The following is a 15,723-nucleotide window of genomic DNA, read 5'->3' as shown; positions in this document are numbered from 1 at the left end:
CCAGTGGAGGCTTGAGACGAGTGTTCGGCTCGCCCCTATTTGCGGTTTTTCGCAAAGTTCACAAGACCGCCTGCCGCCGCAAGGTCTTGAATGAATTGTGGCAATTCAGTGCCTTGGTATTGTTCGTTTTTCGTCAAGTTGTACACGATACCTTTAGACAAGTCTACGCCTATAGCATCGCCTGCATCGATACGATCAACTTGTTCACCGATTTCCACAACTGGTAAACCGATGTTGATAGCATTACGGAAGAAGATACGTGCAAAGGAGTGTGCTATGATAACAGGCACGCCTTTGGCTTTAATAACGCCCGGTGCATGTTCACGAGAAGAACCACAACCAAAGTTTTTACCAGCTACCATGATTTCGCCGGCTTTCACATTAGGAGCAAATGTTGTATCAATATCTTCCATCGCATGTTCAGCCAATTCGTTCCAATCGGCAATCGCCAAGTAACGAGCCGGAATAATTACGTCTGTATCTACATCGTCGCCGTAGCGCCAGATTTTCTTGCTTTCAAAATCCATATTAAACCTCCTCAGGACCTGCAATGCGGCCTAATACAGCACTTGCTGCCGCCACGTAAGGGCTTGCCAAATATACCTCAGAATCAACGTGACCCATACGACCACGGAAGTTACGGTTTGTAGTGGAAACGGTACGTTCCCCTTCAGCCATGATACCCATGTAACCACCTAGGCATGGTCCACATGTTGGCGTGGACACAGCACAGTCAGCTTGAATGAAGATGTCCAATAAACCATCTTTCATAGCTTGATCGTATACATCTTGGGAACCAGGAATTACGATACAACGAACGAATGGAGCCACCTTGCGACCTTTGAAGATTTCCGCAGCTGCTACCAAGTCTTCGTAACGGCCATTTGTACAGGAACCGATGATAACTTGGTCGATTTTAATATCCTTGTCGATTTCGTTAATGTAATGCGTGTTGGATGGCAAATGAGGGAATGCTACAACTGGTTGCAATTTGGACAAGTCGATTGTAATCGTTTGAGCATATACCGCATCAGCATCTGGAGTGATTGGCTCAACAGGGCGATTTACGCGACCTTTGATGTATTCTTCAGTAATTGCATCGTAAGGGAATACGCCACATTTACCGCCCGCTTCGATAGCCATATTACAAATTGTAAGACGGTCAGCCATAGTCATATGCTGTACGCCTTCGCCGGCGAATTCAAGAGCCATGTAACGAGCGCCGTCTACACCGATTTGACCAATCAAGTCAAGAATTACATCTTTCCCCGTTACCCATTTGTTAGGTTTGCCAATAAGCTCAACCTTGATTGTTTCAGGCACTTTAAACCAAGTTTTACCTTCTGCCATAGCAACGCCCGCATCAGTGGAGCCTACGCCTGTGGAGAATGCATTCACCGCACCATATGTACAAGTGTGAGAGTCAGCACCGATCATCATTTCCCCAGGACCGATAAGCCCTTTTTCTGGCAAAATAACGTGCTCGATACCCATTCTACCTACTTCAAAGTAGTTCGTAATGCCATGTTCCCGTACAAAGTCGCGCATGACCTTAGCTTGTGTAGCGGATTGAATATCTTTATTTGGTGTAAAATGGTCAGGCACCAAGTAAATTTTATGACGATCAAATACAGGTTTGCCAATCTTCAAAAACTCTTTACGAGCCGGTGGGAATGTGATGTCGTTCATCAATACCGCATCCAACTGACATTCGATGATTTGGCCTGGTTTTACAACATCAAGACCCGCGTGACGAGCCATATTCTTTTCAGTAATGGTCATACCCATATTATTCTTCCTCCTGTTGTTCTAGCTCCATAGCTAGGAATACTGAGTTAACTGCATTAATATATGCGTTCACACTTGATTTAACGATATCTGTGCTAATACCACGACCATGGTACAAGCGACCGTTGTATTCTACCTTAAGGGTTGCTTCCCCAAGGGCATCTTTACCGGCTGTGATAGCACGGATTTGGTAGTCTTTTAAGCTGATTGGCAAGCCAACCACACGTTCAACCGCTTTAAGGGATGCGTCTACTGGGCCATCACCAACGGCTGCATCAGCTTTTTCACCTTCTGGAGTCATGAGACGAACGTCAGCATAGGCATAGCCTTTCTCACCCAATTTATAGTATTGAGCCACGAGCTCGAATGCTTTTTTGTGATGAAGATTATCTACAACAAGGGCTACGATATCATCGTCGTATACCTGTTTTTTGCGGTCTGCCAACTCTTTAAACTTAGCGAAAAGATCGTTGATTTTCTCTTCTGCAAAAGATTGGAAACCAAGTTTTGCCAAATGATCTGCGAAAGCATGACGACCGGAGTGTTTGCCCAATACGAGATCTGTTTTTTCAGCCCCTACGGACTCAGGAGTCATGATTTCATACGTTTCAGGGTTGCTCATCATACCATGTTGATGGATACCGGACTCATGAGCAAAGGCGTTAGAACCAACGATTGCTTTATTTGGAGGAACTACAACACCTGTTAAACGGCTCACAAGTTTAGATACTTTCGTAAATTGTTTTGTATCGATGTTCACTTGAAGGTCATCGAAATAATCATGGCGTGTTTTAAGAGCCATTACCACTTCTTCAATCGCTACGTTACCAGCCCGTTCACCCAGACCATTAATTGTGCCTTCTACTTGGCGTGCACCTGCTTTAATAGCGGCTAACGTATTCGCATTGGCAAGGCCTAAGTCGTCATGGCAGTGAACAGAGATAATTGCATTTTCAATTCCTGATGTATGTTCTTTGATGTAGCGGATTTTATCACCGAACTCATTAGGGTTCATATAACCTACTGTATCTGGTACGTTAATAATTGTAGCGCCACCAGCGATAGCCACGCCGAATACTTCACACAAGAAATCTAAGTCTGTACGAGCCGCATCTTCACCAGAGAACTCGATTTCATCAAATTTGCCTTTTGCAAATTCCAAGATAGATTCAACGCGATCCAATACCTCTTGACGAGTCATTTTCAATTTATATTTCATGTGGATTTCGGATGTAGCGATAAACACATGCAAACGGCTGCGCTCTGCATCTTTCAACGCATCAGCCACCTTTTGCACATCCTTTTCGTTGGCACGGGCCAAGCCACAAATAGTTGTGCCTTTAACCTCGCGAGCAATCGTTTGTACCGCTTCAAAATCTCCAGGGGATGCAGCTGGGAAGCCAGCCTCGATTACGTCGATGCCGAGGCGTACTAGGCCTTTCGCAATTTCAATTTTTTCAGGAGTTTGTAAAGATACACCTGGTGTTTGTTCCCCATCACGAAGCGTTGTATCAAAGAAATATACGCGATTCTGTTCCATAATAGCCACCTTTTCTATCCTCATAAAACATAACACTTTATTATATCTATCCATAGTGAAAGTTTGTAAAATCGCCAATGTCGACACCATATATAATCTGTGACTTACTAGACTTTCACAAATAAAAAAGCCCCTCAGAACAACTGTCGTTGCTCAAAGGGGCGTTATATTCATAACACGGTACCACCCTAATTGGGACTCGTTTCGGGTATAACGGAACCACCGTCAATGACTACTGCTGTATTCGCCATCAAAGCTCACGGGAGAGTGTCAGCGTACAACCTCTATTGCCTCGCACCAGCCGGCAACTCTCTGAAAGTAGGATCTGTAAACCTTTATACCCATTCATAGCTTGTTTTAAGATATAAGGGTATTATACGGCATTCTATAGAACTGTGTCAACAGGATGGACATGTGAGTTTTGTGAAAGCACAGTTTTATCGTTACAATTTGACATTCCCCATGATTTCACGCATACTGAAAATAGGCAGTACCAAAGATTGGAGGAATGATTATGAGTGGTTCAAGCAAATTCTTCTTTATTGTATCGGGTATTGTAAGCATTATCCTGGGGATATTCTTACTATTAAACCCCGTTATTAATCTCATGGCTTTTGCCTGGCTATTTTCTATTATCTTTTTTGTCAGTGCAGTCAGCTCCATTATAAATTATTTTATGTTACCCCCTGAATTGCGTAGCGGCTGGTATCTCATCAGCGGTATTATCAATGCTCTATTCGGTATCTTTCTCGTATGCGGCGGATTTGCATTCCTACCGTTAGTATTCCCGATCACAATCGGCATCTGGATGGTAATCGATGCTATCATCATTTTCATTAAATCCAGAAATGCCGACTCCATGGTATCACTACTGGGAGGCAGTGCAAAATGGCTCGCACTTGTTCTGTTACTATTAGGCCTGTTACTTATATTCGAGCCGATCGCTTCTGGTGAAGCATTTATCTATTTCATCGCTTTCGGTTTCTTATTTGACGGAATTTATTCCATCAGTGAGGCTTTTAAAAAATAAAATAACAATACACTGTTAGATTGACCATGTACTGCCAAAGCAGCTGTCATAAATTACGATGTCTATTTCGTATTTGTGACAGCTATTTTATTTATTTTGGCTAGCCGTATGGTAAATGTATTCGCCTACTACATTTGCAAGTGGTTAGACGCTTTTCTAGCCCTTTTATTTAGCAACTAGTCCAACGCTCTAGCATTAGCGTAATAATGTAAAAAATCCCTCGGAGTTGCCGCTCCGAGGGATTTTATAGTTAATTGCACAACTATCGATTGTCTATCTATAATATACAACACTTAAAGTGTTTTTTCAATATTTTACACCGTTAATCAATTCTCTAACTCGCTCAACAGAAACTGGCTCATTAAATAAAAATACATGGTTTTGCCCCTCATGTTCCCAAGATGCTAAGTAAACGGCGTCATCCACCATTCGATAGGTTACCGTCATCCCATTTACAACATCTGTTTTTTGAGACAAGTAATCCTTATAATCGCCTGCGATATTACCTGATAGAGTCGATACACGATACTTAATATATTTAGGCATATCATCTACACTGTCATAATATGCTCCTTTTAAAAGCTCATTATAGGCATACACTACTTGTAATACATCGTGATCCACAATGGATACATGTACAGGACGTAATCCTTCTAATCCACTTGGCAACTGCGCTTTAAAGTTCAAATGTTGCTTAGCCTCATATAGAGCATCAAACACCTCTAGCAATTGACCTTTACGAGTGCTTTTATAATCGCTATCAGTTATAGTACAACTGCCAAGTCTGTCTGGACATGGAAACTCATTTCTGTCACCATAGGGCTGGTCATAAATAGAATTACCATTAAGACGAAACCGCATCAACTCATCTGCTGCGACAACATTGATGGAACCTATGAAAGCTAACACAGCCAGTGCACATACAACCTTTTTCATAATACATTCCCCTGTAAACAAACTACATTTATTAAGTAAATTATATCACCTAAAATCCTAATATTTTTATATTCTTATATTTATAAGGATTTTCTATCCAGAAAAGGAAAAGCATTTTGCTTGCAAATTGTAATCATATGATTGCTAATATAAAGTATTTGCAATACAATATAAGTAACAGGAGGTGATACTATGGCTAAAACAGCCTCTATCAGTTTGCGTATCGAGCCAGCTGTAAAAGCACAATTAGAAGCATTATATGCTAGCTTTGGCATATCCGTAACTGATGCGATTAATATTTTTCTCCATACATCACTAATGGAAGGTGGATTTCCATTTCAACCTAAACAACCTCGTTATAATGCAGAAACAGAAGCTGCTATTCAAGAAACGAAAGATATATTAGCAGGAAAAGTAAAAGCAAAATCATATGCTAATGTAAAAGAAATGATTGAGGATTTAGGATTGGAGTAATTAGTTATGTTGAGATTAGTGCTTAGCAGTAAGTTCAAAAAGGACCTAAAGCGCACCAAGAAACGCGGTAAAAATCTCAATAAACTCTATTCAATCATCACTAAATTACAGAATCAAACGCTATTAGATCCTAGTTATAAAGATCATCCATTAACAGGAAACTACGAAGGCTTTAGAGAATTACACATCGAGCCAGATTGGCTTCTAATTTATGCAATTAAAGATGATATTTTAGTATTATCTTTAACTCGCACAGGTAGCCACTCAGATTTATTCTAACCAAGTTAAAGAGGGGTGCGAAAGCATTCCTCTTTTTTATGCTCCAAAAATTAAACCAGCTATCATCATAAATCTATCATATTTGATAGTATCTATCGCAAATTATTCTACTATTCAAAATAACTGTAGGTGCTATAATGAACTCAACAAAAGGAACAGGTGCTCATATGATACTAAATGCACTATTCCAAAACTATAGTTAGTAGTTATATGGAGGAAATAATCATGACACATACACAATTAACACAACTCGTACAAGCGTTATTAGATGCACCACAAAGTAATCCTAAAGTAAAAGAATTTGCTCAATTTTGGCTCGATGCAGAAGGCACAGAAAAACAAGCAGAGCTTACAAAACAACTCGTATCCGTAGCAGAGCAAAACATTGCCCTCATCGATGAAACAATCGGCTTTGCAGGCTCTGAACTCGCTGTACAAATTCTTGGCGAAGAAGGTGCTACTAACCTATTACAACACGCTAAATCCATTAAAGCACAAGGTGCAGAATTCTGTGATTGCCCTGGTTGCGTAGCTGCTAAAAATATTATTGATTTGAAAGCAGAGATTAAATAATCAATAAAAATGAAAGTAGCTCCTTATATAAGAAGCTACTTTTTTTACATTATACTCATTATCTTTATATTTTATGGTAAATATCATCAGTTTTGCCATCAATAAATATTTTTACTTCAGTATCTTCTCTGTTTTTGTTAATAATTAAACTAAACCCATACTTATATTTATATTGATTATTGTAATTAGTTAAGTATGTTAGTTTATTTTCATCCTTTATAAATGCTTTGCTCTTATCGTTCCACCATGGTTTAACTTCAATAACAATTAAGTTATCATCATTATTCCCTCTCTTATGAACAATGATATCCGGAACTATCTTATCACATCCCATTTGCTTAATTGCATCCAAATCTCTACTAAACTCACAATCAACATCATATTCTTGAATTAGTTGAGACAAATAGCACCCCAGTTTATGAGCGATAGATCGTTCGCTGACATAATACCGTTCCCCATTACTTATTAAATATTGGTCATTATCATATAAAAAATCTAATGCTGTAGCTATTATAGTCATTACTATATCCTGATTCATTGTAGTTATCCACCTTACTTAATATGAAATTTATCGTATAAACTTTATAAAACGCTTAAAGTATTAAATTAATTATCCTTATAATAGTTCTTTACTTTTTTCTCTTCAATAAAATATAAATTTCCCTTTGTCCGTGTACATGCAACATAAAATTTAGATAGTGTCTGCGGCACAAGTGAAGATAAATTATTTTTTTGATAAGCCTTATAAGTAGTATTATTTATAACAACACAAACTGATTCATATTCAGAGCCTTTACTATCTCCCCAGTTCTTAGCATTACAGGGGTACTCATAAGACTTCTGATAAAATAATTTTTTTATAGCATCATCTTCTAGTACAGTAACTATTTCATCTATTTCTGTAAGCTCCTTAATCTCTATCGGTAAATCTTTCGTCCCTTTAATATTAATCCCCATTTCATTTCTAATAAAATCACAAACTTTTATTGGGCATCGTACAGAGTTAGAAAGAATTCTGTCCTCCCATTCAAAAGCAGATAGTTTTTTCTTCCACAATTCAAAACTACTATGAATTCTAGATCCTTTATTCCCTACTTGAGATGAGCTATACGTTTTTTGAAAGAAATCACCTAGAAAAACAACCTTTATGGAACATTCAATTAGACTTAATGCAAATTCAAAATCATATGCTGTTAAATCCTGAAACTCATCAATATAAATCACATCAAAAAAACGATTAATTCGATTGATATATTCACGTTCCCCATTAATAAGCACTTTAGATATTTTATTGCTATAAATATAGTCACCATTAAAATCTCTAAAAGTATTATTGTTATTAAAATCAATTCCTTTGAGCTTTTTTTCACAATAATAAGGACGTAAACAAAAAGAGTATAAAAATTGAAATAATCCAAAAACATGAATATTATCTGGTAGTCTACCAAATTTCTTTATTATTCTATTCTTCAGTTCTATTTGGTTTGTAATAGTATAAGTAATTATTGCTATACGCGTATCTAAGTCTAAGGATTCAATAATATATCTTGTCTTACCACTACCTGCAACAGCATGAATTATTCTTTTATCCATTCGAAAGCCTCTTTTATATATTTAGGAATAATAAATTCTGATTCATTTTCACAACTTAATTTAGATGAAATCCTATAAGCGGCTTCAGCTTTTTGATTTAATAAGAAAGACTGTATATCCTCACTCCTAGAAATTCTATTTTTCTCTAACCATTCTTGATTATCATTAAACAAACATACCTCAAACGTATATCGATCATTATTTTCATCAGAAAAAGCTTTAATAAAATTAGTATCATAAGCTCTATACTTCTCAATAACTTTATGATTATAGTCATGATCATTATCAGTTATTACGGCAACTTTATTCTTTATAAGATTAGAAATTGCAAGATAACGCTCAAAGCTCAATCCATTACAGCTAATAAGAGTAATTTTATCATCATATAGACTAGAACTATTATCAGTAAAATAATTATACATATCATCTATAAGAATATATTCAGCTGCACCTTCAACCAAAATTACTTTAGATGAAAGAATAAAGTTAAGTACATTTTGATTTGTCAATTTTACAAAAAACTTTTCAGTGTCTTTATCTAATTGATTAAGCTTAGTAATTTTATTATTACCTAAAATAAAACTATTACTAAGTTCTAATTTTGTCGCAATCATATTAGAATGAGTTGAAAGAAAACATTGTGCACAAGTTAACTTTTCAAGTAGTTGAATCAATAACTGCATATTTCCAAAACTCAAATGATTTTCTGGTTCTTCAATAAGCAATACATCTATATCTTGAGTTGCTTCATACTTAAATAAACTTAATAATAGTTTTTCACCTTGACCTAGGCTATTAATATCAATATTATCCTTTTTCACGGTTAGAAAATTACAAATATCTGAAGAATATACCCCGTCAACATCTATTCTATACTCTCCTTCTTTAATTTTATTTTCGTTATAAAGCTCTCCAATATACTCTTTACTTTTTGTACGTAAACCATTAAAAATCCGAGCACGATCACCTTCTTCTGTTACTGATTCAAATATATGGGCAACATAATGTTTCAATGCTATTTCAACATTTATCTCACTAGTATTGATAAATTCCCAGTTATACTTAAAAGGCTTTTTAAAGCTATTGTAAGGCTCATCAGAAAAAGTAGAATACCTTACAGTATAATACTCAAATGGAAAAATTTTTTGATTGCCATCAAGACAATTATAAAAATCCTGCCTATAATCCTCATCAAGCTCAATCACTAATCTCATTCCATATAAGTTTCGATTCTTAGAATTATGTTTTCCTTCTAATTTAAAAATATCTTTAACCTTATCACTATGAGAATCAAGATATACTTCAACTAGAATAATAGGCAGCTCTGCCTCTTTGTTATCTAAATAGGCCGATAGAAAATTCTCAATAGTATTACAATTAAAGAGGTTATGAATACCAACCTTACTAATACCTGAAAAGCTTCCACTTAAAACAAGCCTAATAGCTTCAAGTATCGTACTCTTTCCCGCACCGTTATCACCAATAAAAATATTTCTATTAAGATTGCAATTAAATTCCAATTCTTCAAACTGTCGATAATTTTTTAGTATAACACGTTCAATCATAACAATTAACCCTCCTAAAGAACACACCCTTAGTATCTAAAAATATAATCTCAATATATTAAATGCTAATCAGCATATAAATTAATACTCACACACTTAATCTTATGTTCATTATATTACTTAGTATATATTTTTCAACTAAACAAAAGCCCCTGTTCAAACAGGGGCTCTTTTTTCTACAAACTCGCTTCACAAGTTTTTATGGGTGTATAGTTTTAATGTATTGTGATTCGATTATTTAACTAAAAATTTTACTTAACAATCTGTGTTTTTTTATGAAGTTATTTACGTAATTATTTACGAAATCATTTACTAAATGTTTTTACTATTTTAGTTGTATTTGCTTTTTATTGTTCCGCATATGGAATGGCTAGCGGATGGTTATCGTATGTACCTCTGTGTTGGTCATGGATAGATTCTGCATCTGGTAATGGTGACAAGCCCAAGGAGTCAGTGCGTGTGAAGGCTTCGAATAGACCTGGTGTTAGGTGCATATTTGGCACATGTTCCGGTGTTACTTCGCGAACGATAGTATCGCCTTTTCCAGTCATAATTTTATGACCAAATTCAGGATCTACCAAAGTACCACGACCTACTGTGATGATATCAGTGTAGTTTTCTACAACATCACAAGCCGCTTCTTCGCTGAAGACATCGCCTACGATATAACCACTTTTTTATAATATTAAATAAGCATATGTAACTAATCTATACTGGACTCACTATTAGAAGAACTACAACTAAACCAAATCTTATATAGTAACAAAATATTTTGACCTCTTATATAAGTTATTGCAATTGCTTTACCAACACTTACATACTTAAACAATAAATATATAGCAAAAGGCCCCTGTTTCAAACAGGGGCCTTTCCTTATTCACCAGCACTAACCAGTGCTTGTGTATATGGATGTACCGCTTCTTTAAGTCGTTTTGATTCGATAATCTCTACGATTTGTCCGTCTTTCATGACGATGATTCGGTCTGTTACGGCTTGTAATAGGCCGATGTCATGGCTGACGAATACGTAGCCGAAGGGTTGTTCCGTATGAAGTTTTTGTAGGAGGTCTAGCACTAGTTTTTGGTTCACCACATCAAGGGCTGATGTAGGTTCATCAAAGAGTACTAGTTTTGGGTTCATCAGCATAATTCGTGCTAATACAACGCGTTGCAATTGACCGCCGCTGACCTCATGCGGGTATTTGTTAACAATCGTTTCAGGTAGGTCTACATGTTGAATCCACTTACGGATATCGTCCTTTGCTGCCGCCACATCCATAAGACCATAGTTAATATACGGCTCTAAGAGAAATGCTTCTAAGTTCATCCTTGGTGGACTCACCGCCAAGGGATTTTGGAACATCATCTGCATAGAACGATATATTTCTGTATGGTTTTGAATGGATGTTACGTCTTTACCAAAGAGCCACAGATTACCAGAGGTAGGCTTTTCCAATAAGGCAATCAATCTAAGTAGAGTGCTTTTACCAGAACCACTACCTCCAGCAATGCCTACTCGTTCATTGGGAGCCACGGAAAAGGATACGTTATCAACGGCGCGGACCGTATGATTGTGGTTCGTATATTGTTTACATATATTCTCGAGTTGAATCATACTACACCACTTTCATTACGGAATCTAACAAGACGCGAGTATACTTATCCTTTGGATGCGCCATGACCTCTTCGGTGGAGCCTACTTCAACGAGTTGGCCTTTATTCATAACCCCAATGCTATTGGCAATGCGAGCAGCCGCCTTGATATTATGGGTTACAATAATCACCGTTGCCCCAAGAGCCTGCGTTACCTCTTTCATAAGGTCCAATACAGAGGCTTGCACCAGCATATCTAAGGCACTAGTCGGTTCGTCGGCAAACACAATGCTAGGTTTCAAGATGAGGCTCAAGGCTATTGCTAACCGTTGTTGCATACCACCGCTCAATTGAAACGGATAGGACTGCAAGATACGCTCTCCGTCAGTTAAGTGAACAAGATTAAGCATATCTATAACGCGGCTTACATCATAGCTTTCACCATGAGCACGGAATAAATCTTTGAAGTGATTTTCTACGGTGCGATTTGGATTTAGATAGGCGCTGGGATTTTGAAAGATCATAGAAATCTTCGCGCCCCGCAATTGTCGCCAATCACCATCACTCAATGTAGAAACATCGGTGCCATTTAGCAAAATTTGGCCGCTAATGCTAGCTTGTTTTAACATGCCAAAGGCGGCACGAACTAACGTAGATTTACCAGAGCCGCTTTCACCAACGATGGCAAAGACCTCACCATTGGGCACGGAGAAGGATACATCGCGTACCGCTTGCTCCGCACCATATGAAATTGTAACCTTATCAAATACGATACAATCAGATTTATTCAATAGTAGAATCCTTTGTTAATAAGTAGTAATCGATTGGATGTACCGGTACATTTTTAACTTTTGTAGTAGATACAACTGTTGCACTTGGATACAACAAATAGATATCTGCTACGTCATCAACTAAGATTTGTTGTGCTTGTTTTGCAATATTAGAGCGTTCGTTTTGATCAAATGTTACTGACAATTGGTCGATTAACGCATCTACTTGAGGGTTAGAGTAGCCACCAACGTTTGCTTTCGCACCAGTTTTGTAGAATAAGCTGAGGAACCAGTAAGGATCGTTTGTAGACATAGTCACTACATTGCGTTCTACTAAATCAAAACCATCTGTACCAAGTGTATCTACTTCATCAGGGCTTTGTAATTTCTTAAGAGTTACAGCAATACCTGCTTTTTTCAATTCTTGTTGAATTTCTTCGTATAAGCTTGTGTCTTTACCCCAAATAGCAATAGTAATCGCTAATTCTTTGCCATCTTTTGCATACATGCCGTTTGCATTCTTAGCGTAACCAGCTTGAGTCAAGATTTGGTCAGCTTTTGCTACATCTGTCATCGGTTTATTAGCAATCGCATCATAACCTAAATTGGCAGATGGAGGGAATGGTGCTGCCCCTGGTGTAGAGCCATTGCCGATGATTTTAGCCATGGAATCATAGTTAATGATATGAGCAATAGCGGAACGCACAGCTTTATCATGCAATGGAGATGCTTCTGTGTGGTTTGCTTTCAACATAAACACACGAACGCCAGCAACGTCTTGAATATTAAAACCGTCTTTGAACAAGCTGCGGTTAGCAGAGTCCACTTTTTGAATTACGTCTACGTCTTTAGATTGCAACGCCATAGCGCGTTTGTTATTGTCTTCGATGTCTTTTACAGTTACAGTATCAAGACCTGGTTTGCCACCCCAGTAATCTGCGAAGGCTGCAAGTTCAATTGTTTCACCTTTTTTGAAAGCAGTGATTTTATAAGGACCTGTAAGAACTGGTTTAGATGCTACATCTTTAAGATCTGCAGTATCCATGATAACAAAAGCAGGTTCAGTCAAGCTAGATAACAAGGAACCATTAGGCTCTGTAGTCTTAATAATCAAGTTTTGACCATCTACTGTGATGGACTCGATTTTAACAGCTTTAGCGGAACGAGCACTTTGTTTCATCGTATACTCAATGGACTCTTTTACCTTTTGAGGTGTCATCGGAGTACCATTGTGGAATTTTACGTTTTCACGGATGTGGAATTTCCATGTTGTAGGGTCTACATTTTCCCAAGAATCTGCCAATTGTGGGGCAAATTTCATATCCGGTGTTACAACGGCTAAGGTTTCACCTGCACCGATACGAGTCAATGTCCACGCATCCCATTCGTGAGTTGGGTCTAATGTTTCACCAAACCAATACAAACCAACATTCATATGCTTCCCTTGTTTGCCATCTTTAGCAGTATCATTGCCACAGCCAACCAAGAGAGCTACCATGCATAGCATGGACAAACATGCTAACAACCAACGTTTCATAATATCTCCTTTAAAATACATTGCCTCGTCGAGGCTTTCACCATAAAAAATCTATACACAGCACGGTTAACGAGATACATCAAGGGCATCGCGCAACGCATCACCAATATAGTTAAATAAAACAACGGTAATAAAAATAGCGAGCCCCGGATAAATTAGCAGCCACGGTGCCGTTTGTAGAAAATCTCGGGAGCTCAACAAGATAGCGCCCCACTCCGGATCCGGCGGTTGTACACCGATGCCGATGAGCGAAAAACTGGCTACCAAAATGATGGCGTCCCCTAAATGTTGAATAATAACGATCACCAACGGTGGCAATACATTCGGCAGAATATAGCGCCACAGAATTCGTAGATTTGAAGCACCTGACATACGAGCAAAGGTAATGTACTCCGCGTAGCGTTCAATCTGTACGAGGCCTCTAGTGATACGGGCATATTCCGCCCATTTCGTAATGCACAAGGAAATGATTACATTCGTTATGCTAGGTCCCATAATACCGATGAAAGCAATGGCAATCACCATGTTCGGGAACCCTAGTACCAAATCAATCAAGCGAGATAACCAACGGTCAATGCTAGGTGTAGAGAATCCTGCTAACCCACCAATAGCGATACCGATGGCCCCACTAATGCCAATGATGGTGAAAGCAATCCCTAAAGAGGCTTTACCACCGTACAGAATACGAGACCACACATCACGACCGAGTTGGTCAGTACCTAATAGATGGGTACTACTAATGTCTTGTAAGCGGTCCGCAATACTCGTCGTTTCAGGATCAAAGGGTGCTATATAGGGAGCACATAAGAAAAATACAATCCACAGAGCTGCTAATACTAACATAGCGTATAAAGTATAGGGCTTTTGTCTATTCATAAGAGCCTCCTTTTATAGCGACTCTTCGCTTCGGATTCAGCCAAACACCCAATACATCAATGATGATATTTATCACGATGAACACCAAGGTAATCCAGATGATATAGCCTTGCATCAATACATAATCGCGAGCCATAATACCCTGCACCATCATGTAGCCGATTCCTTTAATGGAGAATACCGTTTCAATAACGGCAGAACCCCCAAGCATGGCCCCCATGGTTACGCCCATCATAGGCAACAACATAAGTCCCACATGAGGGAATATGTAACGGGTGTAGACCATCCATTCTGGCAAGCCCAATGCTCGCGCCCCCTGTACAAAGGGCTGTCGCGACACTTCTAAAATAGCATTGCGCAATCGACGAATGTAGAGACCACATATCCATAAAGCAAGGGTTACCGCGGGCAATACATAGGCAGAAAAGCCATTGGTATTCGTTACCGACACTAGCTGTAATTTAACACCGAATAAGTACAGTAATAATAAACCGACCCAGAATCCAGGGATTGCTAATGCTAGGAATGTAACGAGACGAACCCCATGATCAATCCATGAGTCTTGATACTTTGCAGATAACATACCGAGCGGTATGGTCACCACGATTCCCATAACAAGAGCTAAGGATACTAGCCCCAAGGTATTAGGCAAGGCGCCACCAAGAATAGTCGCCACTGGTAAAGCGTACAGAATGGACTCACCAAAGTCCCCTTGTACAATTTGACCTAACCAACGTAGGTATTGCTGCCACCAAGGGTCATTGAGACCTAACTGCTCTCGTATCTGTGCAACTACAACTGGATCTGGTGTAGCCCCTACAAGATTAAACTTCATCGACACGGGATCGATAGGAGATAATTTTATCAATACAAATGTACCGATGGTAACAACAAATAAAATACCTACAATACTCGCCAAACGCTGTAGTATTAATCGATACAATACATCACCTGCCTTCTTTATCACAAAATAGCTATATTTATATTCTATCAATGTAATACTTAGATAGATATACCCATATGGGTATTTAGAATCATTATCATTATGAAAGTTTTGCATACCAACAAAAACGGCCCCTCATATGAGGAGCCGTTCTATATAAAACCCTTACAGTGTCCATGCGAGTGCTTCACTACAACTCGCATGCCTATCCCATTAGGCCTGGACTT

At 38.3% G+C, this 15,723-nt stretch carries 17 protein-coding genes and 1 other annotated feature; of the genes, 4 read left to right on the top strand and 13 right to left on the bottom strand.

Annotation, left to right across the window (positions count from 1 at the left end; all coding sequences use genetic code 11):
- Window positions 1–35 precede the first annotated feature (35 nt).
- The 3 genes from KHY58_RS09410 to KHY58_RS09400 are packed head-to-tail and all read right to left on the bottom strand — an operon-like array spanning window position 36 to window position 3,328.
- Complete coding sequence (locus KHY58_RS09410; RefSeq protein ID WP_004697811.1) at window positions 36–527, bottom strand: 3-isopropylmalate dehydratase small subunit; 492 nt, start codon at window positions 525–527, stop codon at window positions 36–38.
- A 1-nt stretch (window position 528) separates the two neighbouring features.
- Window positions 529–1,788, bottom strand: a complete 1,260-nt coding sequence (gene leuC, locus KHY58_RS09405; RefSeq protein WP_004697873.1) for a 3-isopropylmalate dehydratase large subunit — start codon at window positions 1,786–1,788, stop codon at window positions 529–531.
- A gap of 1 nt (window position 1,789) precedes the next feature.
- Window positions 1,790–3,328 (bottom strand): 2-isopropylmalate synthase, encoded by a 1,539-nt coding sequence (locus KHY58_RS09400; RefSeq protein ID WP_038150391.1) that lies wholly within the window; start codon window positions 3,326–3,328, stop codon window positions 1,790–1,792.
- Window positions 3,329–3,482: 154 nt separating this feature from the next.
- Window positions 3,483–3,686, bottom strand: a binding site (T-box leader).
- A 156-nt stretch (window positions 3,687–3,842) separates the two neighbouring features.
- Between KHY58_RS09400 and KHY58_RS09395 the strand changes: the two genes are divergently transcribed.
- Window positions 3,843–4,358: a DUF308 domain-containing protein gene (locus KHY58_RS09395; protein ID WP_004697874.1), complete on the top strand. Its 516-nt coding sequence runs from the start codon at window positions 3,843–3,845 to the stop codon at window positions 4,356–4,358.
- A 306-nt stretch (window positions 4,359–4,664) separates the two neighbouring features.
- Here KHY58_RS09395 and KHY58_RS09390 read toward each other — a convergent pair whose 3' ends face one another.
- Window positions 4,665–5,294: a hypothetical protein gene (locus KHY58_RS09390; protein WP_004697902.1), complete on the bottom strand. Its 630-nt coding sequence runs from the start codon at window positions 5,292–5,294 to the stop codon at window positions 4,665–4,667.
- Between the two features lie 192 nt (window positions 5,295–5,486).
- On the opposite strand from KHY58_RS09390, the gene KHY58_RS09385 reads away from it, so the two are divergent.
- The 3 genes from KHY58_RS09385 (at window position 5,487) to KHY58_RS09375 (ending at window position 6,620) form a co-directional block, all read left to right on the top strand.
- The gene (locus tag KHY58_RS09385; protein WP_004697933.1) at window positions 5,487–5,768 is read left to right on the top strand and encodes a type II toxin-antitoxin system RelB/DinJ family antitoxin; all 282 of its coding nucleotides are present in this window, start codon (window positions 5,487–5,489) and stop codon (window positions 5,766–5,768) included.
- A 6-nt stretch (window positions 5,769–5,774) separates the two neighbouring features.
- On the top strand, window positions 5,775–6,047 hold the full coding sequence (locus KHY58_RS09380; protein WP_004697643.1) for a type II toxin-antitoxin system YafQ family toxin: 273 nt from the start codon (window positions 5,775–5,777) through the stop codon (window positions 6,045–6,047).
- Window positions 6,048–6,272: 225 nt separating this feature from the next.
- Window positions 6,273–6,620: a hypothetical protein gene (locus KHY58_RS09375; protein ID WP_004697802.1), complete on the top strand. Its 348-nt coding sequence runs from the start codon at window positions 6,273–6,275 to the stop codon at window positions 6,618–6,620.
- Window positions 6,621–6,684: 64 nt separating this feature from the next.
- Here the strand turns inward: KHY58_RS09375 and KHY58_RS09370 are convergent, their stop codons facing one another.
- The 9 genes from KHY58_RS09370 to KHY58_RS09330 all read right to left on the bottom strand — a co-directional run bounded on the left by KHY58_RS09370 (window position 6,685) and on the right by KHY58_RS09330 (window position 15,496).
- Window positions 6,685–7,158, bottom strand: coding sequence for a hypothetical protein (locus tag KHY58_RS09370; protein ID WP_004697861.1), 474 nt, complete (start codon window positions 7,156–7,158; stop codon window positions 6,685–6,687).
- Between the two features lie 68 nt (window positions 7,159–7,226).
- Window positions 7,227–8,213 carry a hypothetical protein gene (locus tag KHY58_RS09365; RefSeq protein ID WP_004697927.1) on the bottom strand — a complete coding sequence of 329 codons (987 nt, stop codon included), beginning with the start codon at window positions 8,211–8,213 and terminating at the stop codon, window positions 7,227–7,229.
- A complete protein-coding gene (locus KHY58_RS09360; RefSeq protein ID WP_004697820.1) occupies window positions 8,198–9,778 on the bottom strand; it encodes an ATP-dependent nuclease in 1,581 nt (526 codons plus the stop codon). The genes KHY58_RS09365 and KHY58_RS09360 overlap by 16 nt, the downstream gene beginning before the upstream one ends.
- A gap of 347 nt (window positions 9,779–10,125) precedes the next feature.
- Window positions 10,126–10,359, bottom strand: a complete 234-nt coding sequence (locus tag KHY58_RS09355) for a hypothetical protein (protein ID WP_004697793.1) — start codon at window positions 10,357–10,359, stop codon at window positions 10,126–10,128.
- A 292-nt stretch (window positions 10,360–10,651) separates the two neighbouring features.
- Window positions 10,652–11,392, bottom strand: coding sequence for an ABC transporter ATP-binding protein (locus KHY58_RS09350; RefSeq protein ID WP_004697689.1), 741 nt, complete (start codon window positions 11,390–11,392; stop codon window positions 10,652–10,654).
- Between the two features lies 1 nt (window position 11,393).
- Complete coding sequence (locus KHY58_RS09345; protein WP_004697863.1) at window positions 11,394–12,161, bottom strand: ABC transporter ATP-binding protein; 768 nt, start codon at window positions 12,159–12,161, stop codon at window positions 11,394–11,396.
- On the bottom strand, window positions 12,154–13,677 hold the full coding sequence (locus KHY58_RS09340; protein WP_004697952.1) for an ABC transporter substrate-binding protein: 1,524 nt from the start codon (window positions 13,675–13,677) through the stop codon (window positions 12,154–12,156). Before KHY58_RS09340 ends, KHY58_RS09345 begins: the two co-directional genes overlap by 8 nt.
- A 66-nt stretch (window positions 13,678–13,743) precedes the next feature.
- Window positions 13,744–14,553 (bottom strand): ABC transporter permease, encoded by an 810-nt coding sequence (locus KHY58_RS09335; RefSeq protein WP_004697655.1) that lies wholly within the window; start codon window positions 14,551–14,553, stop codon window positions 13,744–13,746.
- Window positions 14,546–15,496, bottom strand: coding sequence for an ABC transporter permease (locus tag KHY58_RS09330; protein ID WP_038150418.1), 951 nt, complete (start codon window positions 15,494–15,496; stop codon window positions 14,546–14,548). The genes KHY58_RS09335 and KHY58_RS09330 overlap by 8 nt, the downstream gene beginning before the upstream one ends.
- Window positions 15,497–15,723: the final 227 nt, after the last annotated feature.

This window comes from Veillonella parvula (assembly GCF_018366295.1).
Taxonomy (GTDB): domain Bacteria; phylum Bacillota; class Negativicutes; order Veillonellales; family Veillonellaceae; genus Veillonella; species Veillonella parvula_P.
Note: the sequence above shows the minus strand (reverse complement) of the source record. Positions and strands in the feature narration are given on the sequence as shown.

Coding starts and splice junctions, on each gene's coding strand:
- KHY58_RS09410 (WP_004697811.1), bottom strand. CDS start 527: ATGGATTTTGAAAGCAAGAAAATCTGGCGCTACGGCGACGATGTAGAT.
- leuC (WP_004697873.1), bottom strand. CDS start 1,788: ATGGGTATGACCATTACTGAAAAGAATATGGCTCGTCACGCGGGTCTT.
- KHY58_RS09400 (WP_038150391.1), bottom strand. CDS start 3,328: ATGGAACAGAATCGCGTATATTTCTTTGATACAACGCTTCGTGATGGG.
- KHY58_RS09395 (WP_004697874.1), top strand. CDS start 3,843: ATGAGTGGTTCAAGCAAATTCTTCTTTATTGTATCGGGTATTGTAAGC.
- KHY58_RS09390 (WP_004697902.1), bottom strand. CDS start 5,294: ATGAAAAAGGTTGTATGTGCACTGGCTGTGTTAGCTTTCATAGGTTCC.
- KHY58_RS09385 (WP_004697933.1), top strand. CDS start 5,487: ATGGCTAAAACAGCCTCTATCAGTTTGCGTATCGAGCCAGCTGTAAAA.
- KHY58_RS09380 (WP_004697643.1), top strand. CDS start 5,775: ATGTTGAGATTAGTGCTTAGCAGTAAGTTCAAAAAGGACCTAAAGCGC.
- KHY58_RS09375 (WP_004697802.1), top strand. CDS start 6,273: ATGACACATACACAATTAACACAACTCGTACAAGCGTTATTAGATGCA.
- KHY58_RS09370 (WP_004697861.1), bottom strand. CDS start 7,158: ATGAATCAGGATATAGTAATGACTATAATAGCTACAGCATTAGATTTT.
- KHY58_RS09365 (WP_004697927.1), bottom strand. CDS start 8,213: ATGGATAAAAGAATAATTCATGCTGTTGCAGGTAGTGGTAAGACAAGA.
- KHY58_RS09360 (WP_004697820.1), bottom strand. CDS start 9,778: ATGATTGAACGTGTTATACTAAAAAATTATCGACAGTTTGAAGAATTG.
- KHY58_RS09350 (WP_004697689.1), bottom strand. CDS start 11,392: ATGATTCAACTCGAGAATATATGTAAACAATATACGAACCACAATCAT.
- KHY58_RS09340 (WP_004697952.1), bottom strand. CDS start 13,677: ATGAAACGTTGGTTGTTAGCATGTTTGTCCATGCTATGCATGGTAGCT.
- KHY58_RS09335 (WP_004697655.1), bottom strand. CDS start 14,553: ATGAATAGACAAAAGCCCTATACTTTATACGCTATGTTAGTATTAGCA.